The following is a 21,769-nucleotide window of genomic DNA, read 5'->3' on the forward strand; positions in this document are numbered from 1 at the left end:
CGACGTGCAACTCCCCGAAGATCCGCGCGAACTCGCAGCAGGACACGCACTCGGCATCCTCACCCCGGACGAGACCGCCCGGTACGAGAGATTCCTGGACGAGAATCCGGAGGCGCGCGGCGAGGCCGACGCGTTCTCGACCGTGGCCGACGCGCTGGCCGCCGACGCTCCGGCGGTCGCACCGTCGCCGGCCCTCAAGGCCGATCTGATGGCGCTGATCGCGACCACGCCCCAGCTGCCCCGCGACGACACCTCCGATGCTCCGGCCGAGGACCTCGCCGACCGGCGCGAAGCGGTCCCGACCCTGCGCGCCGTCGAGCCTTCCGCGGCCGCCGCGAGCGGGCCGTCGGCCGTTGCGCCGTCCGCCACCGCGACCTCCGGCCGTCACGGCGCCGAGGCCCGCGCCCGCGGACGCTGGTTCACCCGCCCCGCCGTCTACCTCTCCGCCGCCGCCGCCGCGGCCGTCATCGTGGTCGGGGGAGTGGCGCTCCCGCCGCTGCTCACGCCCGATGCCGGGCAGAGCCAGCAGCTGACCGCGCTCGAGCAGATCCGCAGCGCTCCCGACGTGCAGGAGACGGCCGGAGCCGTCGCGACCGGCGAGACCGCGACCCTGGTCTGGTCGGCCTCGCTCGGCCGCTCGGCGCTCGTCGTCGACGACCTCGCGCCGCTGCCCGACGACAAGACCTACGAGCTCTGGTACATCGGCTCGTCCGGCCCGGTCTCGGCCGGCACGTTCGACGGGGGTGACGGCCGCACGGTCGCACCGCTCGAGGGCACGCTCGCCGAGGGCGCCGTCGTCGCGGTGACCGTCGAGGACGCGGGCGGTTCCGAGGCGCCGACCACGGACCCGATCCTGGCCATCGCGACCGCCTGACACCGCCACAGCATCGAGGAGAGAAGAGCCGCATTCCCCGAGGGGGTGCGGCTCTTCTGCGCTCCCCACCGGGGGCCGCCGGCTGCAGGCGGCTCTCACGGGCTCCCGGACAGCAGAAGAGCCGCACCCCCGGGGGAGTGCGGCTCTCGTGCGTGCCGGCCGGAGGCTCAGCCGAAGCGGCCCGAGACGTAGTCCTCGGTCGCCTGGACGGACGGCCGCGAGAAGATCGTGGCGGTGTCGTCGTACTCGATGAGCTTGCCGGGCTTGCCGGTGCCCGCGATGTTGAAGAACGCGGTGCGGTCCGAGACGCGCGAGGCCTGCTGCATGTTGTGGGTCACGATCACGATCGTGTACTCGTTCTTGAGCTCCTCGATCAGGTCCTCGATCGCGAGGGTCGAGATCGGGTCGAGGGCCGAGCACGGCTCGTCCATCAGCAGCACGTCGGGGGAGACGGCGATGGCGCGGGCGATGCAGAGCCGCTGCTGCTGGCCGCCGGAGAGGCCGGAGCCGGGCTTCTCGAGCCGGTCCTTGACCTCGTTCCAGAGGTTCGCGCCCTGCAGCGACTTCTCGACGAGGTCGTCCGCGTCGGACTTCGAGATGCGGCGGTTGTTGAGCTTGACGCCGGCCAGCACGTTGTCGCGGATGGACATCGTCGGGAACGGGTTGGGGCGCTGGAAGACCATGCCCACCTGGCGGCGCACGAGCACCGGGTCGACACCCGGGCCGTAGAGGTTGTTGCCGTCGATCAGCACCTCGCCGTCGACGTAGGCGCCGGGGATGACCTCGTGCATGCGGTTGAGCGTGCGGAGGAAGGTCGACTTGCCGCAGCCGGAGGGGCCGATGAACGCCGTGACGGTGCGGGGCTCGATGGTGAGACCGACTCCCTCGACCGCGAGGAACTTGCTGTAGTAGACGTTGAGGTCGTTGACTTCGATGCGCTTGGACAACGGAGATCCTTAGGGTTAGCGGCCGAGCTTGGGGGCGAAGATGCGCGCGACCAGGCGAGCGAGCAGGTTGAGCAGCATGACGATCAGGATGAGGACCAGCGCGCCGGTCCAGGCCCGATCGATGTAGGCGGCGGCGTCGGCCCCCTGGTCGGCGTACTGGCGGAACACGAAGACCGGGAGGGTCATCATCCGGTCGTCGAACGGGTTGTAGTTCATCGACTGGGTGAACCCGGCGACGATGAGCAGCGGGGCGGTCTCGCCGATGACGCGGGCGATCGAGAGCATGACGCCCGTGACGATGCCGGCGATCGAGGTCGGCAGGACGATCTTCACGACGGTCAGCCACTTCGGCACGCCGAGGGCGAAGGACGCCTCGCGCAGCTCGTTCGGGACCAGGCGCAGCATCTCCTCGGTGGAGCGCACGACGACCGGGATCATCAGCACCGACAGCGCGATCGCGCCGCCGAAGCCCATCCGGATGCCGTCGCCGAAGAGGAGCACCAGCAGGGCATAAGCGAAGAGGCCGGCGACGATCGAGGGGATGCCGGTCATGACGTCGACGAAGAAGGTGATGCCGCGGGCGAGCGCGCCCCGGCCGTACTCGACGAGGTAGATGGCCGTCATCAGGCCGATCGGGATCGAGATGACCGCGGCCAGCGCCGTGATGATCAGCGTGCCCATGATCGCGTGCAGCGCTCCGCCGCCCTCGCCGACGACGTTGCGCATCGAGGAGGTGAAGAAGAGGATGTCGAAGCGCGCGGCGCCCGCGGTGACCGCGGTGTACATCAGCGAGATCAGCGGGATCAGCGCGACGACGAACGCGGCGGTGACCAGCGTGGTGACGACCCGGTCGGTGGCGCGGCGGGGGCCCTCGACCAGGCGGGCGAGGACGAAGACGGCGACCGTGTAGAGCACGGCGCCGAAGAAGACGGTGCCGACCACGTCGAAGCCCTGGGTGGTGCCGGTGACGGCGAGGAGGGCGTAGACGAGCGCCATCACGGCGATGCTGCCGACCAGGAGGGCGACGGGCGCCCACTTGGGCAGCTGGCCGCTGGTGAGCGTGTTGACCGGCGCAGGGACCGCGTCCTCGACGCGGCGCTGGCGGGGCGGAGTCATCGTGACCATCAGTTCGCTCCCGAGAAGGCCTTGCGGCGGTTGATGATGTAGCGCGCGAGCATGTTGACGAGCAGCGTGATGACGAAGAGCATCAGGCCGGAGGCGACGAGCTCGTTGACCTTCAGGCCGTAGGCCTCGGGGAAGCTCAGCGCGATGTTCGCGGCGACGGTGTTCGAGTTCGTCGACTGCAGCAGCGCGAAGTTCACGACGAAGGACGGCGAGAGCACGATGGCGACCGCCATCGTCTCGCCGAGTGCGCGGCCGAGGCCGAGCATCGACGCGGAGATGATGCCGGGGCGGCCGAAGGGCAGGACCGCCGTGCGGACCATCTCCCAGCGGGTCGCGCCCAGGGCGAGCGCGGCCTCCTCGTGCAGCGTCGGCGTCTGGAGGAACACCTCGCGCGAGATCGCCGTGACGATCGGCAGGATCATGACCGCGAGCACGAGGGCGACGGTGAGGATCGTGCGGCCGGTGCCGGAGACCGGGCCGTTGAAGAGCGGGAACCAGCCGAAGGCGTCCGTGAGGAACGCGTAGAACGGCTGGACGAAGGGGGCGAGCACCGTGATGCCCCAGAGGCCGAAGACGACCGACGGCACGGCGGCCAGCAGGTCGATCACGTAGCCGAGGCCCTGCGCGAGCTTGCGCGGGGCGTAGTGCGAGATGAAGAGCGCGATGCCGATCGCGATGGGGACGGCGATCACCATCGCGAGCCCGGCGGCGTAGACGGTGCCGAACACGAGCGGGCCGACGTAGGACCAGAAGCCCGCTCCGCCGGAGATCGTGTCGGGGGACGCCGTGAGAGCCGGGATCGACTGGACGACCAGGAAGAGGGCGACGGCGGCGAGGATGACGAGGATCAGCGCGCCGGAGGCGACTGCCGTTCCGGAGAAGATCCGGTCTGCGGGCCGCTGCTTCGCCTTGATGGCGCCGACGGGCCGCTCTGCGGTGGTCATGTGGGTGTCCCTGCGTTCGGTGTGGGGGTGGGGGCCGCGCCGTGCCGCGGCCCCGGACCGGCTGGGGTCCGGGGCCGCGTCATGAGGGGGAGGTTACTTGATCGACTCGATGGCCGTCGCGACCTGGGTCGACAGCTCGGACGAGAGCGGCGCGGCGCCGGCGGAGGTGGCGGCCTCCTGCTGGCCCTCCTCGCTGGTCACGTAGCCGAGGTACGCCTTGACGAGCTCGCCCGTCGCGGCGTCCTGGTACTCCTGGCAGGCGATGAGGTAGCTCACCAGGACGACCGGGTAGACGCCGGACTCCTCGGAGGCGTAGTCGATCTCGTAGACGATGTCGTTCTCGGGACGGTCGGTCGCCTCGGGGGACGCGTCGACGATCGCGGCAGCGGCCTCGGGCGAGTAGGCGACGAAGTCGTCGCCGACCTTCACCTTGGCGGTGCCCAGGCTGCCGGCGCGCGAGGCGTCGGCGTAGCCGATGGTGTTCTGGCCGTTGGTGACGGTGTCGATGACGCCCGAGGTGCCCTGGGCCGCCTCGCCGCCCTCGTAGGGCCAGACTCCGTCGGGCTCGGCGTCCCACACGGTGGGCGCGGTCGCGTTGAGGTACGCGGCGAAGTTCTCGGTGGTGCCCGAGTCGTCCGAGCGGTGCACGGCGGTGATGTTCGAGGACGGGAGCGTCGCGTCGGGGTTCAGCGCGGCGATCTCGGGGGCGTTCCAGGTGGTGATGGTGCCCTTGAAGATGCCCGCGATGGTGGCGGCGTCGAGGTTCAGCTCGTCGAGGCCCTCCACGTTGAAGACGATCGCGATCGGCGAGATGTAGGCCGGGACGTCGATGGCGGAGGTGCCGTCGGCGCACTTGCCGAAGGAGCCGTCGAGCTCCTCGAGCTTCAGCGCGCGGTCCGAGCCGGCGAAGTCGGCGCCGCCGGCGATGAAGGCCTCACGGCCCGCGCCGGAGCCGTCGGGGGAGTAGTTGACGGTGACGCCGGTGTTCGCCTGCTGGAAGGCGGAGACCCAGGCCTCCTGGGCGGAGCCCTGCGAGGAGGCGCCGATGCCGTTGAGGGTGCCCTCGAGGGTGCTGGCGGAGCCGGAGGAGGACGAGTCGCCGGTGGCGGCGGGCCCCTCGTTGGCAGCACAGGAGGTCAGCGTGATGGCTGCGACGGCGGCGATGACGGCCGCCTGGCCGAGACGCGAGAAACGCACAAGTATCCCTTTCGGGTAGGAAAGCAGGGGGATGGACGGGCTTGGTGCGGCCCGCCAGCGAGAGTACGGAGGGGTCGTGTCCTGGCCCCGTCCGCTCGGTGAACGCGCGGTGAACGACGGGCCGCCCTCAGGCGCCGCCGAGCGCGGAGGAGCAGTATTCGCGCGGCAGGTCTGCGTCCCGCGCGCGGGCTCACTCGAGCGGTGCGTGCGTCTCGATCGCGACGATGCCGGAGCCCGGGTGCTCGACCGAGAGGTGCACGACCGCGAAGCCGCCGGTCGGCAGGTCGGAGGCCTCCTCGAGGTACGGGCCGATCGGGGTCGCGGTGGCCAGTGCCAGCTCGCGCAGGATCTCGGGGATCACCGGACCGTGGCTGCAGAGCACGGCGCTCTTGCGCGCGCGGACCCGCTTGCCGACGACGGAGCGGACGTCGGCGGTGCCGTGCTCGTGCGCGTCCTGGCTGAGGTCCTCCGAGAGGCGGACCGGCCGCTTGAGCAGCGCGGAGAGCGGAGTGATCGTGGTGCGGCAGCGCTTCGCGGTGCTCGAGACCAGCCGGCGGGGCCGCCACGCGGCGACGGCGCGGCCGGCCGCGGCCGCCTCCTCCTCGCCGCGGCGGTTGAGGCGCCGGGTCGAGTCGCGACCGTCCCAGGAGGACGCGGGGACCGCCTTCGCGTGCCGGAGCACCACGACCGCGAAGGTGTCGTGGGTGCCGCGCGAGACGATCCGCGAGAACTCGTCGACGATCTCGATGTCGTGCGGGTAGGTCAGGTAGCTGCGGGCGCGCTTGATCGTGACCCACTCGAGGGCCTCGACCTCGCGGTTCGGCACGAAGTCCGAGGCGAGCACCGCCTTCTCGGTCACCCGTGCCGCCCAGTAGTGCACGGTCTTCGGTCGCCCGTTCGGCAGCGCGTACTGCACGGTGCCGAGCGGCACTCCGAGCGCGACCGCGAACCCGGTCTCCTCGCGGATCTCGCGCACCGCGGTCTCCGGCAGCGACTCGCCCGGATCGACCTTCCCCTTGGGCAGGCTGACGTCCTTGCGGTGCGGCCGGTGGATCACCAGGACGTGCAGACGCCCCTCGATGATCCGCCAGCACACGGCGCCGGCCGCGTAGACGGTCCCCGTCACGGCGTCAGCGGGTGGAGGCTCGGGAGCCGGTCCGCGTCGCCGTGCGCTTGCGATGCGTGATGTGCGCCATCAGCCGGTTCTGCAGATCGGAGAGGGGTGCGCCGTCCTCGTCGAGGTGGTGCCGCGTCCAGATCCCGTCCGGGCCGAGCCACCAGGAGGCCGTCTTCTCGTCCATCGCGCGGTCGAACATGTCGGCGATCTCGCTGAGGTGCGCGGGCTCGACGATCCGCACCAGCGCCTCGACGCGGCGGTCGAGGTTGCGGTGCATCATGTCGGCGCTGCCGATGAAGACCTCGGGCTCGCCGCCGTTGACGAAGCTGAAGATGCGGGAGTGCTCGAGGTAGCGCCCGAGGATGGAGCGGACGCGGATGTTCTCCGAGAGTCCCTCCTGCCCGGGCTTCAGACCGCAGATGCCGCGGACCCAGACGTCCACGGGCACACCGGCCTGGCTCGCCCGGTAGAGCGCGTCGATCACGGACTCGTCCACGATCGAGTTCATCTTGACCCGGATGCCCGAGGGGCGGCCGGCGCGGGCGTACTCGGTCTCGGCCGCGATCCGCTTCAGCAGTCCCTTGCGCAGGTGGCGCGGCGCGACCAGCAGGCGCTTGAACTTCTTCTCGATCGCGTAGCCGGAGAGCTCGTTGAAGAGGCGGGTGAGGTCCTTGCCGACCTCGGGGTCGGCGGTCAGGAGGCCGAGGTCCTCGTAGATCCGCGAGGTCTTCGGGTTGTAGTTGCCGGTGCCGATGTGGGAGTAGTGCCGCAGCACTCCGCCCTTCTCCTGGCGGATGACCAGCGCGAGCTTGCAGTGGGTCTTCAGCCCGACGAGGCCGTAGACCACGTGGACGCCGGCCTTCTCGAGCTTGCGGGCCCACGAGATGTTGGCCTTCTCGTCGAAGCGCGCCTTGATCTCGACGAGCGCGAGCACCTGCTTGCCGGACTCCGCGGCGTCGATCAGCGCCTCGACGATGGGGGAGTCGCCCGAGGTGCGGTACAGCGTCTGCTTGATCGCCAGCACGTCGGGGTCGGCCGCGGCCTGCTCGAGGAACGCCTGGACGCTCGTCGCGAAGGACTCGTAGGGGTGGTGCAGCAGCACGTCGCCGCGCGAGACCGCCTTGAAGATGTCCTGGCGCTGGTTCGGCTCGCTCGGCGAGAGCTGCACGGCCGTCGTCGGGACGTGGTTGGGGTACTTGAGGTCCGGTCGGTCGATCTTCTGCAGGCTGAACAGGCCACCGAGGTCGAGCGGCGCGGGGAGCTTGTAGACCTCCTGCGTGGTGATGTCGAGCTCGCGGACGAGGAGCCCGAGGGTCTCGTCGTCCATGTCGTCGGTCACCTCGAGGCGGATGGGCGGGCCGAACCGGCGGCGGAGGAGCTCCTTCTCGAGCGCCTTGATCAGGTTCTCGGTCTCGTCCTCGTCGACCTCGACGTCCTCGTTGCGGGTGACCCGGAAGACGTGGTGGTCGAGGATCTCCATGCCCGGGAAGAGGTCGTCGAGCTGGTTCGCGATCAGGTCCTCGAGCGAGATGAAGCGCATCGGCTCACCGGGAGCGGCGACGCCGGCGATCCGCACGAAGCGCGGCAGCATCTGCGGCACCTTGAGGCGGGCGAACTCGGTCTTCTGGGTCTTCGGGTTGCGCACGCGCACCGAGAGGTTGAGCGAGAGCCCCGAGATGTAGGGGAACGGGTGCGCCGGGTCGACGGCCAGCGGCATCAGCACGGGGAAGACCTGCGCCGAGAAGTAGTCGTCGAGCACCTCGCGCTCGGCGTCGCTGAGCTCGCTCCAGCGGACGATGTCGATCCCGGCGTCGCGGAGGGCCGGCTCGACGAGCTCCTTGAAGGCGCGCGAGTGCCGCTGCTGCAGCAGGTGCGCCTTCTCGGAGATGTCGGTCAGCACGTCGACCGGCACCCGGCCGATGTTGGTGGGCAGTGCGAGGCCGGTGAGGATGCGGCGCTTCAGCCCGGCGACGCGGACCATGAAGAACTCGTCGAGGTTGGACGAGAAGATCGCGAGGAAGTTGGCCCGCTCGAGCGCCGGGACCAGCGGGTCCTCGGCTAGCTCGAGCACGCGCTGGTTGAACGCCAGCCAGCTCAGCTCGCGGTCGAGGTAGCGGTCGTCCGGGAGCAGGGGGTCGGAGTGACCCTCCTCCTCCTCGTCGAAGTCGTCGTCGAGCTCGTCGCTCAGGCCGTCTTCGAGAATCAGGTTGTCGCCGTCCATGCGACCATCCTGGCACCGCGCCGGACGCGCCCGCGCCGCCCGTGGTGAATGCCGGGTGAACCCGCCCTGGGGAGGAGCCGCGGAGCCGGTGCGCCGCTCAGCGCACCGCGGGGCGGCGGTGCAGGTACTGCACGTCGACGGCCGCGTCGGTGAAGCCGAGCGAGCGGTACAGCGCCACGGCGGAGCGGTTCTCCGCCTCGACGTAGAGGTCCGCGACGGTGCAGCCGCGCTCGAGCATCCGGGCGAGTCCCGCCCCGAGGAGCGTCCGCCCCAGCCCGCGACCGGCGGTCTCGGGGGCCACGCCGAGGACGTAGATCTCGCCCGTCGTCGACTCCGGCTCGATCTTCAGCCAGTCGTATCCGACGAGCGCGCCGTCGGCGTCGCGGAGCAGGAGGAAGTCCCCGTCGTCGTACCAGGGCTCGGCCCGGCGCGCGGCCAGGTCGTCCTCGGTGATCCGGCCCTGCTCCGGGTGCGCGGCGAAGACCCGGGCGTTGAGGGCGACCCACTCGGCCGGGTCGAGGTCGCGGCCGTCGGAGAGCGCGAAGCCCTCGGGGACGCTCACCTCGGGGGCGACGAGCGGATCGAGCGCGAGGTGCAGCAGCGTCCGCACCGGCGCGAAGTCGTGCGAGGCGGCGAGGGCCCTGGCCGCCGGGTGGTCGCCGTGCGCCCAGGCCAGGAGCCCGGTGCGCCCGCTCGCGAGCACCTGATCGAGGACGGCGCGGCCGAACCCGACGCCGCGCCACTCCGGGTCGACGACGAACTCGAGCTCGCCCTGGCCGAGCACGGCGGCCGCCACCACGACGTCGGCGCGCAGGCCGACGACGAGCGTGCGCGACCCGGCCCGCGCGTCGATCAGGGTCTGATCGCTGAACGGGGGCCGGCCGTCGAACCAGGCGGCCCGGCCGATCAGGTGCTCGAGCCCCGCGGCGACGGCGGGATCGGCCAGGTTCTCAACCGAGAGATTGAGCGACTCGTTCATTGTCCTCTTCGTACACGTTGAAGCGGTATCCGACGTTGCGGACCGTCCCGATGAGCGATTCCAGATCGCCGAGCTTGGCGCGCAGGCGCCGCACGTGCACGTCGACCGTGCGGGTGCCGCCGAAGTAGTCGTACCCCCAGACCTCGCTGAGCAGCTGCTCGCGGGTGAAGACGCGCGACGGGTGCGTCGCGAAGAACCGCAGCAGCTCGAACTCCTTGAAGGTGAGGTCGAGCGGGCGCCCGTGCACCTTCGCGGAGTAGCTGGCCTCGTCGATCACGACGCCGGACGCCTGGATCCGCGACGTCGACTGCTCCTGCGCGAGCCGGCCGATGACCAGCCGGATGCGGGCGTCGACCTCGGCGGGGCCGGCAGAGTCGAGGATGACGTCGTTCACGCCCCAGTCCGCGGAGACCGCGGTGAGACCGCCCTCGGTGAGGATGAGGATGAGCGGGACGTTGATCCCGGTGGTGGTCAGGATCTTGCAGAGCGACTTCGCGCTGGCCAGGTCCTGCCGGGCGTCGACGAAGATGAGGTCGCAGCTCGGGGCGTTCACGAGGTGCGCCGGCTCCGCCGGGATCTGCCGGGTCTTGTGGCTGAGCAGGCCCAGTGCGGGGAGGACCTCCGAGCCACCGGCTGAGGTCAGTATCAACAACTGCGCCACGGATCCTCCAGGATTGGTCTCCGGCAATACTAGCGGCGGGTCGGAGAGGCCGATTCCCTGGGGCACAATTGAGGGATGGGCAGGGATCGCGCGGGAGTGGCAGCGGTCTGGGTGCTCGCGCTCCTCGGCTCCGTCGTCACCCTGGTGATCGCCCCGGCCGTCTCGCAGCAGCTCTGGCTGGCGCTGACCTTCGGCGGCTGCGTCCTCGCGACCTTCGCCGTCCAGCTCGCCGTGGCGAAGGCGGACGGCTATCTGGTGCGCACGATGACGAGCGTCGTCGGCGCGATGGTCGTCGTCGCGGTCGCCAGCGGCATCGCCGCCCTCACCTCGCTCTGATCGGGCCTCCTCCACCCCGTCGCGTCGGTGCCGCCGGATAGGATGGGGTCATGCTTCTCGCCCTCGAACTCTTCTATCTCGGACTGCTCGGGCTCGCCTCCCTCGCGATCGCGTGGGTCTCCGGCGTGGTCGTCTACAAGCTCTACCGCGGCCAGCGCTAGCCGCCGCCGGAGCAGGTTTGATCTCCCTCCCCTCGGGCCTCCCGCCCGAACTCGTCCCGCTCTCCTGGCTGCTCGGCGTCTGGGAGGGATCGGGTGTCATCGACTACGCCGTCGGCGACGACTCCGTGCAGGCCGAGTTCGGCCACCGCGTGAGCTTCAGCTACGACGGCCTGCCCTACCTCAACTACAGCTCGTACACCTGGCTGCTCGAGGACGACAGCGAGGTGGGCCACCGGCCGCTCGTGAGCGAGATGGGCTACTGGCGGCTCAGCCGCCCGCTCACCGACGCCGACGCCGGTCCCGCCATGCTGCCGGGCCGCGGTGCGCCCGCGTTCCCCGACGCCGAGTCGGTCGAGACGCTGCGCAACGGCGCGGGCGGATTCGACATCGAGGTGTCGCTGGTGCACCCCGACGGCGTCAGCGAGCTGTACCTCGGCCAGGTCAAGGGCCCGCGGATCGACCTCGCGACCGACGCCGTCATGCGCACCGCCGCCGCGAAGGACTACGCGGCCGCCACCCGCCTCTACGGCCTCGTCGACGACCACCTGCTCTGGGCCTGGGACATCGCCGCGCTCGGCCAGGGGCTCCGCACCCACTCCTCCGGAAGGCTCGCCCGTGTCGAATGAGACCGCGTCCTCGGAGCGCCTGCCGATCTCCCCGCTCCTGTCGGTCTCGGGCGCCGTCGTCGGGACCAGTGCGGCCGAGCCCGGCGTCGCCGCTCACTACGGCGAGCCGTTCCGCGAGCAGCGGGCGCTCGCCGCGGGCACCGCGATCGTCGACCTCTCGGGCCGCGGCGTCGTCACCGTCACCGGCCCGGACCGCCTCACCTGGCTCGACTCGCTGACCAGCCAGGCGCTCGCCCGCCTCGCCCCCGGAGACTCGGCCGAGACCCTGCTGCTGGACCCGTCCGGCCGGATCGAGCACCTCATCCGAGTCGTCGACGACGGCGAGACCGCCTGGCTCCTCCTCGACCGCGACGAGACGCCGGGGCTCGCGGCCTGGCTCGATCGGATGCGCTTCATGCTCCGCGTCGAGATCGCCGACCGGACCGCCGAGTTCGCAACCCTCGCGACCCTCGGCGACGGCCCTGCGACCGCGCTCGCCCTCCAGCAAGCGGGGGAGTCCGGCATCAGCTGGCTCGACCCGTGGGCGCAGGTCCAGCCCGGCGGCTGGCAGTACGCCACCGCTCCCACGCATCCCGCGGCCGGCTGGACCGCCCGCGAGACCCTCGTGCCGCGCGCGGCGCTCGACGGGCTCGAGGCCCGGGCCCGCGCGGCGGGCGTGGCGCTCGCCGGCTCCGACGCCCTCGAGGCGCTCCGCATCGCCGCCTGGCGCCCGCGGCACGCGACCGAGGTCGACGACCGCTCGATCCCGCACGAGCTGGACCTGCTCCGCTCCTCGGTGCACCTGGCCAAGGGCTGCTACCGCGGGCAGGAGACGGTCGCCAAGGTGCACAACCTCGGCCACCCGCCCCGCCGCCTCGTGCTGCTGCAGCTCGACGGCTCCGACTCGGCGCTGCCCGGCCACGGCGACGTCGTCACGGCGCTCAAGGGCGGCGAGCCGGTCGAGGTCGGCACCGTCACCGCGAGCGCCTGGCACTACGAGGAGGGCCCGATCGCCCTCGCCGTCGTCAAGCGCTCGGTCCCCGTCGACCTCGAGCTCACCGTGCTGGCCGGCGAGATCCGCGTCTCCGCCGCCCAGGAGGTCGTCGTGCCGCCGGGCGCCGGCGCCGAGGCGGGAGTGCCCCGCCTGCCCCGCCTCGGGGCAGCGACCAGGTAGGCCACGCCGTGGTGGCCGCAGGACCCGCTCGGCGGGACCGGGCGGCTGCGCGGATCCGGGCGCTCGTCCGCCTCGACGACGTCCGGCCCGGCCGGGGCGTCGCGCGCGCCGTGGCGTCGCTGCCCGCGGTGCTGCAGATCGTCCTCGCGGCGATCCTCGCCTACTCCGTCTCGCGCTTCGTCTTCGGGCACCCCGCCCCGGTGCTGTCGCTGACGGCGACCATCTCGAGCCTGGGCATCGCGCGCGACACCCGGCCGAAGCAGGTCGCCGAGACCGCGATCGGCATGCTGATCGGGATCACCGCGAGCGAGGTGCTGCTGCTGCTCTGGGGCACCGGCGTCTGGCAGCTGGCCGTCGTGCTCGGGATCGTCTTCACCGTGGGGCGGGCGCTCTCGCCGTCCCCCGGCTTCGCCGTCGCGGCCGGCACGCAGGCGATGCTGGTGATGATCCTGCCCGCGCCCGACGGGGGAGTGTTCACCCGGAGCCTCGACGGGCTGGTCGGCGGACTCGCCGCGCTGCTGTGCACCGCGATCGTGCCGCGCAACCCGCTCCGGGCGGCGCGCGCCGAGGCGCGGCGGCTGGTGTCGGCACTGGCGGAGACGATCGACGCGCTCGCCGACGCGCTCCGCCGAGGCGACCAGGCGGCCTCCGCGGCGGCGCTGGAGCGCGTCCGCGGCACGCAGCCGGTGATCGACGGTTGGACGGCCGCCCTCGACTCGGCGATCGGCGTCGCGCGGATCTCGCCGTTCGTCCGGCGGCACCGCGCCGAGCTGGAGCGGCAGCGCACGATGCTCGCCGCGCTCGACCTCGCGACGCGCAACCTCCGCATCGTCGCGCGGCGCACCGACTTCCTGGTCGGCGACGCCGTGCCGCGGCCGGCGCTCGCCGACGTCGTCGCGGACTTCGGCCCGGGGATCGCCCTGCTCGGCCGGGCCGTCACCGAGCCCGCGGTGCTCGCGCTCGCGCGTCAGGACCTCGTGCTGCTCGCGACGACCCTCGACCCGCAGGCGCTGATCCCCGAGGCGCGGCTGGCGGAGAAGACGCTGCTGGTCATCCTCCGCCCGCTCGTCGTCGACCTGCTGACGGCGACCGGGGCGAGCTCGGCCGAGGCGCGAGCCGCGCTGCCCGAGCTCGCCTGACCGGTCGGGCTCCTCCGGCGCTCACGCGTTGGTGGCGTCCTGCACCTCGCCCACGAGCTCCTCGATGATGTCCTCGAGGAAGAGGACACCGGTGGTGCGGCCCTCGGCGTCGACCACCCGGGCGAGGTGCGCGCCGGTGCGCCGGAGCGCGGCGAGCGCGTCCTCCAGCTCGTCGCCGGCCGAGACCGCGGCGAGCCGGCGGATCCGCTTGCGCGGCACCGGCATCTCGGTCGCGTCGAGGTCGGAGACGTCCTTGAGGTGCAGGTAGCCGCCGGGCAGTCCGTCGTCGTCCGCGAGCAGGTAGCGCGAGTAGCCGTGCTCGGCCACTGCGCGGCGCACGTCCGCGGGCGTGGCCTCTGCCGGCAGCAGCACCATCCGCTCGAGCGGTACCGCGACGTCCGCGACCCGCTTGGTCGTGAACTCGAACGCCGCTGTGACGGTGCCGGACGCGTCGACCAGCACGCCCTCGCGGGTCGACTGGCGGACGATCGCGGCGACCTCGTCGAGCGTGAAGGCGCTGGTCGCCTCGTCCTTCGGTTCCACCCGCACCAGGCGGAGGATGCCGTTGGCGACTGCGTTCAGCGACCAGATCACCGGCTTCACCAGGCGCGAGACGAGCACGAGCGGCGGAGCGAGGAGCAGCGCGGCCCGGGTCGGCACCGAGAACGCCAGGTTCTTCGGCACCATCTCGCCGAACACGACGTGCAGGAAGGTGACGAGCAGCAGCGCGGCGACGAACGCGATCACGCCGATCGCCTCCGCGGACAGCGCCGTGAAGCCGAGCGGGATCTCGAGCAGGTGGTGGATCGCCGGCTCGGAGACGTTGAGGATGACTAGCGAGCAGACGGTGATGCCCAGCTGGCTCGTCGCGAGCATCAGGGTGGCGTGCTCCATCGCCCACAGGGTGGTCTTCGCCGCGCGGCTGCCCGCATCCGCCCGCGGCTCGATCTGCGAGCGGCGCGCGGAGATGACGGCGAACTCGGCGCCGACGAAGAAGGCGTTGACGATCAGCAGGACCACGAGCCAGGCGATCCCCGGCAGGTACTCACTCATGGACGGCCCCCTCGGCTCGGAGCGCGGCGACGCCGACGGCATCGCCTCCGTCGGGACCGCCTTCGCCGGCGGCCGGGGTGAAGCGGACGCGGTCGACGCGGTGGGCGGCGACGCGGTCGACCCGCAGCACGCCGCCGGCCACGGCGACCTCGTCGCCGAGCTCGGGCACGCGTCCCAGCGTCGAGGCGAGGAAGCCCGCGACCGTGTCGTAGTCCTCGCCCTCGGGCACCACAGCGCCGAGGCGCTCGGCGACCTCGTCGGGGCGCAGCTCGCCGCCGAAGGTCGCCGAGCGGCCGGAGCGGACGACGCCGGCGCGGCTGCGGTCGTGCTCGTCCTCCAGCTCGCCGACGATCTCCTCGACCAGGTCCTCGAGCGTCACCACACCCGCGGTCCCGCCGTATTCGTCGACGACGACCGCGATCGCGAGGCCGCTGCCGCGCAGGGGAGCGAGCAGGGCGTCGGCGCGAGCGGTCTCGGGGACGCGCATCGGCGCGATCATCAGCGACTCCGCGGTCGCCTGCGCCCGGTCTTCCGGTGCCAGTGCGAAGGCGTGCTTGACGTGCAGGACACCGCGGACGTCGTCGGAGTCGCGGCCGATGACGGGGAAGCGCGAGAACCCGGTGCGGTTCGCGAGCCGGACCACGTCCTCCGCGGTGCTCGCGAGCGGGACGGAGGCCATCCGGACCCGCGGCGTCATCACGTCGGCGACGCTGCGGCTCGAGAAGCGGAGCGTGCGGTGCAGCAGGTCCGCGTGGTCGCGGTCGAGCGTGCCCTCGAGCACCGAGCGGCGCACCAGCGAGCCGAGCTCGTCGGCGCTGCGGGCGCCCGAGAGCTCCTCCTTGGGCTCGATGCCCATCGCGCGGATCAGAGCGTTGGCCGTGTTGTTGAAGAGCAGGATCACCGGCTTGAAGACCGTCGTGAAGAGGATCTGGAACGGCACGACGACCTGCGCCGTCTTCAGCGGCAGCGCCAGCGCGAAGTTCTTGGGGACCAGCTCGCCGATCACCATCGAGAAGACGGTGGCCAGCAGGACGCCGACGACCGTGCCGATGCCCGGCACGATCTCGGCCGGGATCCCGAGCGAGCGCAGCGGATCGCCGAGCAGCGAGCTGATCGCCGGCTCGAAGGTGTAGCCGGTGAGCAGCGTGGTGAGCGTGATGCCCAGCTGCGCGCCGGAGAGGTGGGTGGAGGTGATCCGCAGGGCGGAGATCGTCGGGTCGAGACGCTTCTCACCGCGGGCGCGGCGCTCCTCCAGCTCGTTGCGGTCGAGGTTGACCAGCGCGAACTCGGAGGCGACGAAGAGACCGGTGCCGACGGTGAGGAGGAGGCCGATGACGACGCCGAGCCATTCAGGCACCCGCGGCACCGCCGATCAGGGTCGAGGTCGGTGCGGCGGGCGAAGGTTCAGGGGGAGGGTCGTCCATGGGGCATGAGGGTAACGACCTTAAATATGAGAATGCTCACAGGAGCGACGGGGCCGGGTCGAGCGGAGCCACCGCCTCCCACGCGACGGTCACCTCCCCGAGCCGCCACCGCCGCCGGCCGCCGAGGATCGGCCACTCGCCGCGGAGCGACTCGACGGCGGCGATCCAGCGCTGCGTCGGCCCGTAGACGGCGAGCGGGGCGGCGTGCAGCCAGGCCCGCTCGAGCGCGAGCAGGAAGGCGTGCACCGGCTCGCCCGCGACGTTGCGGTGGATCAGCGCCTTCGGCAGCCGCTCCGCCGCGATCATCGGCGAGGGCGTGGCGCCGAGCCGGAGCGACAGCGTGAGCGAGCGCGGCCCCTCGGGACCGATCTCGATCCAGGTGCAGATCCGGCCGATCTCGTCGCAGGTCCCCTCCACCAGCACGCCGTCGGGGGTCAGCCGGTCGGTCATCGTCCGCCACGCCTCCGCGACCGCCGACTCGTCGTACTGCCGGAGCACGTTGAAGGCGCGGATCACGCTCGCCCGCTGCCGTCCGGGCAGAGGCACCTCGAAGCCGCCGCGCTCGAAGCGCACCCGGGCGTCGGCCGGGAAGGCGGTACCCCCTTGGCGGACCCGCTCCAGCTGCCGTCGCGCGGTCTCGACGCGGGCCGGCTCGATCTCGAAGCCGACCACGTCGACGCCGGGCGCTGCGCGGACGAGGCGGCGGTGCAGCTCGAGCGTGGTGACCGCGCTCGCGCCGAAGCCGAGGTCGACGACGACGGGCGCCCCGGTCATGCGCAGCACCGGCAGCTCGGCCAGCCGGCGGTCGACCCGGCGGAGGCGGTTCGTGCCCGTCGTGCCGCGGGTGACGGCTCCGATCGGCATGGTCTCCAGCGTATCCGTGGCCGCAGGGGCCGCCTCTAAGCTGGACGCATGTCCGAGACCTACACCCTCATCCTCGTGCGCCACGGCAACAGCGAGTGGAACCAGAAGAACCTGTTCACCGGCTGGGTCGACGTGCGGCTGACCGAGCAGGGCGTCGCGGAGGCGACTCGCGCCGGCGAGCTGCTGGTCGAGGCGGAGCTGCACCCCGACGTCGTGTACACCTCCCGCCAGACGCGTGCGATCCAGACCGCGAACATCGCGCTCGAGACGGCCGACCGCCTCTGGATCGACGTGAAGCGCTCCTGGCGCCTGAACGAGCGCCACTACGGCGCGCTGCAGGGCAAGGACAAGGCGCAGACCCTCGCCGAGTACGGTCCCGAGCAGTTCATGACCTGGCGCCGCTCGTTCGACGTGCCGCCGCCCCCCATCGACGACGAGGACCAGTACTCGCAGGCGCACGACGAGCGCTACGCCGACCTCGGCGACGACCTGCCCCGCACCGAGTCGCTCAAGCTGGTCATCGAGCGGATGCTTCCGTACTGGGAGTCGGACATCAAGCCGGATCTCGCCTCGGGCAAGACCGTCATGATCACCGCGCACGGCAACTCGCTGCGCGCCCTGGTGAAGACCCTCGACGGCATCTCCGACTCGGACATCGCCGAGCTGAACATCCCGACCGGCATCCCCCTCGTCTACACCCTCGACGAGAACTTCGAGCCGATCGGCGAGGCCCGCTACCTCGACCCCGAGGCCGCCGCCGCCGGCGCCGCCGCCGTCGCCGCCCAGGGCGCCAAGAAGTAGCCCACCCCTCGCACCCCCGCACGGCCCGCCGGAGTCCCGACTCCCGCGGGCCGTCCGCGTCCGCACCCCGTACTCGCCCGACGCTGGATCTCGATACGCACGCTGCGCGCGCTGCTCGATCAGCATGAATGAGCAGGTCGCGGAACGCGCCTCTTGCAGGGCGGCGCGACTCCATAAGCGTGGACGCGAGAGCGAGGTCGCGGAACGCGCCCCCATGCTGTGCAAAAGAAGGCCGCGGAACGCGCCCCTTCCCTGCTGGTCGAGTAGCCGCGGCACGCGGCGTATCGAGACCCCGCGTCCGTACGACGGTGGATCTCGATACGCGCGCCGCGCGCGCTACTCGATCAGCATGGAAGTGCGGGCGATCGACCAGCGAGGCACGGTAGCTGTCACTCGACGCCCGGGCGTTGAGCGTGCAGACCAGCCGCCCCCCACGAGGCGAACGGGCGAATCGCGTGCCAGCGATTCGTCATAGCCGTTCTCGCCCCGCTCCGCGGAACGCGCCCACGCGGTCTGCCGACCGCGGTCGATATCGCGCTCCGCGCGACATCGACGAATAAGCTCAGCCCCAGTCGCCCGAGATCAGGTACTGGACCTTCTTCGCGATGGACACCGCGTGGTCGGCGAAGCGCTCGTGGTAGCGGCTGGCGAGGGTGGCGTCGACGGTGTCGGCGGCCTGGCCCTTCCACGCCTCGCTGAGGACCTTGTCGAAGACGCTGACGTGCAGCTCGTCGATCTTGTCGTCCTCGTCGCGGATCTCCTCGGCGAGGCGGGGGTCCTGCGTGCGCAGCAGCTCGGTGAGCTTGTGCGCGACGACGACGTCGAGGCGGCCCATCTCGACGAAGGTCGGGCGCAGCGACTTCGGCACGACCTTGTCGGGGAAGCGGTAGCGGGAGAGCTGAGCGATGTGCTCGGCGATGTCGCCCATCCGCTCGAGCGAGGCGCTGATCCGCAGCGCGGACACGACGGTCCGCAGGTCGCGGGCGACGGGGCCCTGGCGGGCGAGGATGTCGATCGCGAGCTCGTCGAGGCTGATGGCCAGCTCGTCGATGCGGGCGTCGCTGGCGATGACCTCCTCGGCGAGGGACACGTCGGAGTGGTTGAACGCCTGGGTCGCCTTCTCGATCGCGATCTCGACGAGTCCGGAGATCTCGACGAGCCGATCCTGGACCTCGGCCAGCTCCTGCTGGAAAACTTCGCGCATCTTCTTCTCGACCCTCTCTGCGGCACGCACGGAGACCGGTGCCGATCCGCGCCGCGCACGGCGCTGCGACTGCACCAGTCCGGCGCAGGCGCAGCCATGATGACCACGGCAGGTTAACGAACGGTGCCGAGCGTTTGAACAGTACTCGACCCGCGACCCGTCGCCGGGCATCCGGTAGGGAGACGCGCGGTGGATGGATAGCCTGGGAGCGTGGATCCGGGCCTGATCGTCGTGCTGTCGCTCGTTCTCGGCATCGTCATCGGGATCGTCCTCACCAGCGTCGTCACCCTCGCCGCGCGCCAGGGCCGGATCGCCGCGGAGGTCGTCACCGTCGGCCTGCCCGAGGGCATCGGCGCGATCATCGACGCCGTCGGCGCTCCCGCGTTCGTGACCGACCCCTCCCACAACGTGCTGAAGGCCTCCGCCCGCGCGATCTCGCTCGGCCTCGTCTCCCAGGACACGCTCCTCCACCCGGACCTCGTCGCGATCGTCGACCGGGTGCGCCGCTTCGGCGACGACATCGAGCAGGACCTCGAGCTGGCGACGAGCCCGCTCTCGGACGCCGCGGTCACCCTCGTCGTGCACGCCACGCGGCTCGGCTCCCGCTTCGTCCTCGTCCTCGCCGAGGACCACACCGAGGCCCGCCGGCTGGAGGCGGTCCGCCGCGACTTCGTCGCCAACATCTCGCACGAGCTGAAGACGCCGATCGGCGCGGTCGGCCTGCTCGCCGAGGCTCTCGACTCCGCCGCCGACGACCCGAAGCAGGTCCGCCGGTTCGCGCACCGCCTCACCCAGGAGTCGCACCGCCTCGCGAAGATCACCCGCGAGATCATCGAGCTCTCCCGCCTGCAGTCGGCGGACGTCGCCGGTTCCGCCGAGGTCGTCCGCGTCGACGACATCGTGGTCGCCGCGCTCGAGACGACGCACGTGATGGCGGAGTCGCACGACGTCACCCTCGTCAAGGGCGGGATGAAGAAGGCGTACGTCGCCGGCCAGGAGAAGATGCTCGTCTCGGCGCTGCACAATCTGCTGGCCAACGCCATTCAGTACTCCCCGCCCGGCTCCCGCGTCGGGATCGGCGTCCGCTCCACCGGCGGCGTCGTCGAGATCGCCGTCACCGACCAGGGCATCGGCATCCCCGAGGAGGACCTCGACCGCGTCTTCGAGCGCTTCTACCGCGTCGACCAGGCCCGCTCCCGCCACACCGGCGGCACCGGGCTCGGCCTCAGCATCGTCAAGCACGCCGTGCAGAACCACGGCGGCGACGTCCGCGTCTGGTCCAAGCCGGGCCGCGGCAGCACCTTCACCATCCGACTCCCCGAAGTAGACCCGGCCAGGACGCCCTTCGCGTCCGCCGCCCCGATAGGAGACACCGCGTGACCAGCATCCTGCTCGTCGAGGACGAGAGCGCCCTCAGCGAGCCGCTCAGCTACCTGCTCGAACGCGAGGGCTACGACGTCACCGTCGCCGAGGACGGCCTGCGCGCCGTCGCCGCCTTCGACGAGGGCGAGTACGACCTGATCCTGCTCGACCTCATGCTCCCCGGCATGCCCGGCACCGAGGTGTGCCGCGAGATCCGCACCCGCTCCGCGATCCCGATCATCATGGTCACCGCGAAGGACTCGGAGGTGGACATCGTCGTCGGGCTCGAGCTCGGCGCCGACGACTACGTCACCAAGCCGTACTCGACTCGCGAGCTGCTCGCCCGCATCCGCGCCGTCCTCCGCCGCCGCACCGAGGACCCGGGGGAGGAGCGCATCGTCGTCGCCGGCCCCGTCCGCATGGACATCGAGCGCCACACCGTCGAGGTCGACGGCGTCGAGACCCCGATGCCGCTCAAGGAGTTCGAGCTCCTCGAGATGCTGCTCCGCAACGCCGGCCGCGTCCTCACCCGCGGCCAGCTGATCGACCGCGTCTGGGGCAGCGACTACTTCGGCGACACCAAGACCCTCGACGTCCACGTCAAGCGCATCCGCTCCAAGATCGAGAAGACGCCCAAGGAGCCGGTGCTCCTGGTGACTGTCCGCGGCCTCGGCTACCGCTTCGACGCCTGAGATCGCGGGGCCTGGCGGGGGCGTCTGCGGCGTTGTCGAGCAGGTGCGGTGGAACATGCTGGTCGAGTAGCCCCGCAGGGGCGTATCGAGACCCGCCGTCGCCGGCGCGCGGAGTATGCAGACCGGGCTTCTGATGCCGGTGGATCTCGATACGCCCGCTGCGCGGGCTACTCGATCAGCGAAGAGGAGCCAGTGCGCGGGACTACTCGATCAGCATCTGGTCGCACGACGAAGGGCCGCCCACCGAGGTGGACGGCCCTTCGCGGGAGCGGGTGCTACTCGGCCGGGGCGTCGACGCCGGGCTGCACGGTCGGGGTCGGCAGCGCCGTCTGTGCCGGGTTCGGCGTGGGCGTGAGGGTCGGGCTGGCCGACGGGGCCGGGGTCAGCGTGGCGTAGGCCTCGAGGGCGTTCGTCAGGATCGGGACGAGCAGCTCCTCGCCCTCCTCCGAGCCGTACTGGAAGTAGACGGGGAACAGGCTGCCGGGGATCGTGTCGAGGCCCTCCATGGTGACCGACTCGGTGCTGCCCGGGCGGACCTCCGTGCGACCGGGGACCGCGTCCACCGTGTCGCTGGTGCGGCCCGTGCTCGCCTCGTACTGCACCTCGACGCTCACCGTCTCGTCGGTGTCGTTGACCAGGGAGACGACCAGCGTGCCGGTCTCGCCGTCCTCGGAGATGATCATCGCGTTGCGGATGGCGAGATCGCCGATCGTCGCACCCACCCCGTCGCTCGGGTCGTAGATGGCCCGCGTCGCCTGCGGGGCGACCAGGTTGCAGCCGGCGGTGGCGAACGCGACGCCGACCGCGAGAACGACGGATGCAGCGATGCGCGCCTTCACGGGTTCCTCCAGATCATCGGCTCCGCCCGCCCCGGACAGGGCGGAATCGA

At 71.6% G+C, this 21,769-nt stretch carries 21 protein-coding genes; 8 read left to right on the plus strand and 13 right to left on the minus strand.

What is annotated here, in order from left to right:
* The first annotated feature begins 4 nt into the window (after positions 1–4).
* Positions 5–874: an anti-sigma factor gene (locus tag MT355_RS04680; protein WP_243598728.1), complete on the plus strand. Its 870-nt coding sequence runs from the start codon at positions 5–7 to the stop codon at positions 872–874.
* 167 nt (positions 875–1,041) lie between these two features.
* On the opposite strand, the gene pstB is transcribed toward MT355_RS04680, so the two are convergent.
* The 8 genes from pstB to MT355_RS04720 all read right to left on the minus strand — a co-directional run bounded on the left by pstB (position 1,042) and on the right by MT355_RS04720 (position 10,065).
* Entirely contained in the window at positions 1,042–1,821 is a 780-nt protein-coding gene (pstB, locus tag MT355_RS04685; RefSeq protein WP_132435969.1) for a phosphate ABC transporter ATP-binding protein PstB, read from the minus strand.
* Between the two features lie 15 nt (positions 1,822–1,836).
* Positions 1,837–2,946, minus strand: a complete 1,110-nt coding sequence (gene pstA, locus MT355_RS04690) for a phosphate ABC transporter permease PstA (RefSeq protein WP_374204637.1) — start codon at positions 2,944–2,946, stop codon at positions 1,837–1,839.
* Positions 2,946–3,890, minus strand: coding sequence for a phosphate ABC transporter permease subunit PstC (gene pstC, locus MT355_RS04695; protein WP_123445142.1), 945 nt, complete (start codon positions 3,888–3,890; stop codon positions 2,946–2,948). Before pstC ends, pstA begins: the two co-directional genes overlap by 1 nt.
* 93 nt (positions 3,891–3,983) lie before the next feature.
* Complete coding sequence (locus MT355_RS04700) at positions 3,984–5,087, minus strand: phosphate ABC transporter substrate-binding protein PstS (RefSeq protein WP_243598730.1); 1,104 nt, start codon at positions 5,085–5,087, stop codon at positions 3,984–3,986.
* 190 nt (positions 5,088–5,277) lie between these two features.
* Positions 5,278–6,213, minus strand: a complete 936-nt coding sequence (locus MT355_RS04705) for an NUDIX domain-containing protein (protein ID WP_243598731.1) — start codon at positions 6,211–6,213, stop codon at positions 5,278–5,280.
* Between the two features lie 4 nt (positions 6,214–6,217).
* Positions 6,218–8,425, minus strand: a complete 2,208-nt coding sequence (locus MT355_RS04710) for an RNA degradosome polyphosphate kinase (RefSeq protein ID WP_243598732.1) — start codon at positions 8,423–8,425, stop codon at positions 6,218–6,220.
* A gap of 97 nt (positions 8,426–8,522) precedes the next feature.
* Positions 8,523–9,404: a mycothiol synthase gene (gene mshD, locus MT355_RS04715; RefSeq protein WP_243598733.1), complete on the minus strand. Its 882-nt coding sequence runs from the start codon at positions 9,402–9,404 to the stop codon at positions 8,523–8,525.
* Positions 9,376–10,065, minus strand: coding sequence for a winged helix-turn-helix domain-containing protein (locus MT355_RS04720; RefSeq protein ID WP_123445147.1), 690 nt, complete (start codon positions 10,063–10,065; stop codon positions 9,376–9,378). The genes mshD and MT355_RS04720 overlap by 29 nt, the downstream gene beginning before the upstream one ends.
* 75 nt (positions 10,066–10,140) lie before the next feature.
* Here MT355_RS04720 and MT355_RS04725 point away from each other — a divergent pair, with 75 nt between their 5' ends.
* The 4 genes from MT355_RS04725 to MT355_RS04740 all read left to right on the plus strand — a co-directional run bounded on the left by MT355_RS04725 (position 10,141) and on the right by MT355_RS04740 (position 13,480).
* The gene (locus tag MT355_RS04725; RefSeq protein WP_133671854.1) at positions 10,141–10,401 is read left to right on the plus strand and encodes a hypothetical protein; all 261 of its coding nucleotides are present in this window, start codon (positions 10,141–10,143) and stop codon (positions 10,399–10,401) included.
* Positions 10,402–10,579: 178 nt separating this feature from the next.
* Positions 10,580–11,188, plus strand: a complete 609-nt coding sequence (locus MT355_RS04730; protein WP_123702239.1) for an FABP family protein — start codon at positions 10,580–10,582, stop codon at positions 11,186–11,188.
* Positions 11,178–12,341, plus strand: coding sequence for a folate-binding protein YgfZ (locus tag MT355_RS04735; protein WP_374204638.1), 1,164 nt, complete (start codon positions 11,178–11,180; stop codon positions 12,339–12,341). The genes MT355_RS04730 and MT355_RS04735 overlap by 11 nt, the downstream gene beginning before the upstream one ends.
* Positions 12,342–12,349: 8 nt before the next feature.
* Entirely contained in the window at positions 12,350–13,480 is a 1,131-nt protein-coding gene (locus MT355_RS04740) for an aromatic acid exporter family protein (RefSeq protein WP_132435963.1), read from the plus strand.
* A 21-nt stretch (positions 13,481–13,501) separates the two neighbouring features.
* Here the strand turns inward: MT355_RS04740 and MT355_RS04745 are convergent, their stop codons facing one another.
* The 3 genes from MT355_RS04745 to MT355_RS04755 form a co-directional block, all read right to left on the minus strand.
* Entirely contained in the window at positions 13,502–14,533 is a 1,032-nt protein-coding gene (locus tag MT355_RS04745; RefSeq protein ID WP_243598734.1) for a hemolysin family protein, read from the minus strand.
* On the minus strand, positions 14,526–15,890 hold the full coding sequence (locus MT355_RS04750) for a hemolysin family protein (RefSeq protein WP_243598735.1): 1,365 nt from the start codon (positions 15,888–15,890) through the stop codon (positions 14,526–14,528). Before MT355_RS04750 ends, MT355_RS04745 begins: the two co-directional genes overlap by 8 nt.
* Positions 15,891–15,993: 103 nt before the next feature.
* Positions 15,994–16,821 carry a class I SAM-dependent methyltransferase gene (locus MT355_RS04755; protein ID WP_243598736.1) on the minus strand — a complete coding sequence of 276 codons (828 nt, stop codon included), beginning with the start codon at positions 16,819–16,821 and terminating at the stop codon, positions 15,994–15,996.
* Between the two features lie 48 nt (positions 16,822–16,869).
* On the opposite strand from MT355_RS04755, the gene MT355_RS04760 reads away from it, so the two are divergent.
* Entirely contained in the window at positions 16,870–17,622 is a 753-nt protein-coding gene (locus tag MT355_RS04760; RefSeq protein ID WP_123735101.1) for a phosphoglyceromutase, read from the plus strand.
* 562 nt (positions 17,623–18,184) lie between these two features.
* Here MT355_RS04760 and phoU read toward each other — a convergent pair.
* On the minus strand, positions 18,185–18,826 hold the full coding sequence (phoU, locus tag MT355_RS04765; protein WP_123445152.1) for a phosphate signaling complex protein PhoU: 642 nt from the start codon (positions 18,824–18,826) through the stop codon (positions 18,185–18,187).
* A 210-nt stretch (positions 18,827–19,036) separates the two neighbouring features.
* Here phoU and MT355_RS04770 point away from each other — a divergent pair, with 210 nt between their 5' ends.
* Together MT355_RS04770 and MT355_RS04775 are read left to right on the plus strand one after the other, a co-directional pair.
* The gene (locus tag MT355_RS04770) at positions 19,037–20,206 is read left to right on the plus strand and encodes a cell wall metabolism sensor histidine kinase WalK (RefSeq protein ID WP_123445153.1); all 1,170 of its coding nucleotides are present in this window, start codon (positions 19,037–19,039) and stop codon (positions 20,204–20,206) included.
* Entirely contained in the window at positions 20,203–20,880 is a 678-nt protein-coding gene (locus tag MT355_RS04775; protein ID WP_123445154.1) for a response regulator transcription factor, read from the plus strand. The genes MT355_RS04770 and MT355_RS04775 overlap by 4 nt, the downstream gene beginning before the upstream one ends.
* Before the next feature lie 275 nt (positions 20,881–21,155).
* Here the strand turns inward: MT355_RS04775 and MT355_RS04780 are convergent, their stop codons facing one another.
* Positions 21,156–21,719, minus strand: a complete 564-nt coding sequence (locus tag MT355_RS04780) for a hypothetical protein (protein ID WP_123445155.1) — start codon at positions 21,717–21,719, stop codon at positions 21,156–21,158.
* Between the last annotated feature and the right edge of the window lie 50 nt (positions 21,720–21,769).

The sequence above is a fragment of the Rathayibacter sp. VKM Ac-2929 genome (assembly GCF_022815495.1).
Taxonomy (GTDB): domain Bacteria; phylum Actinomycetota; class Actinomycetes; order Actinomycetales; family Microbacteriaceae; genus Rathayibacter; species Rathayibacter festucae.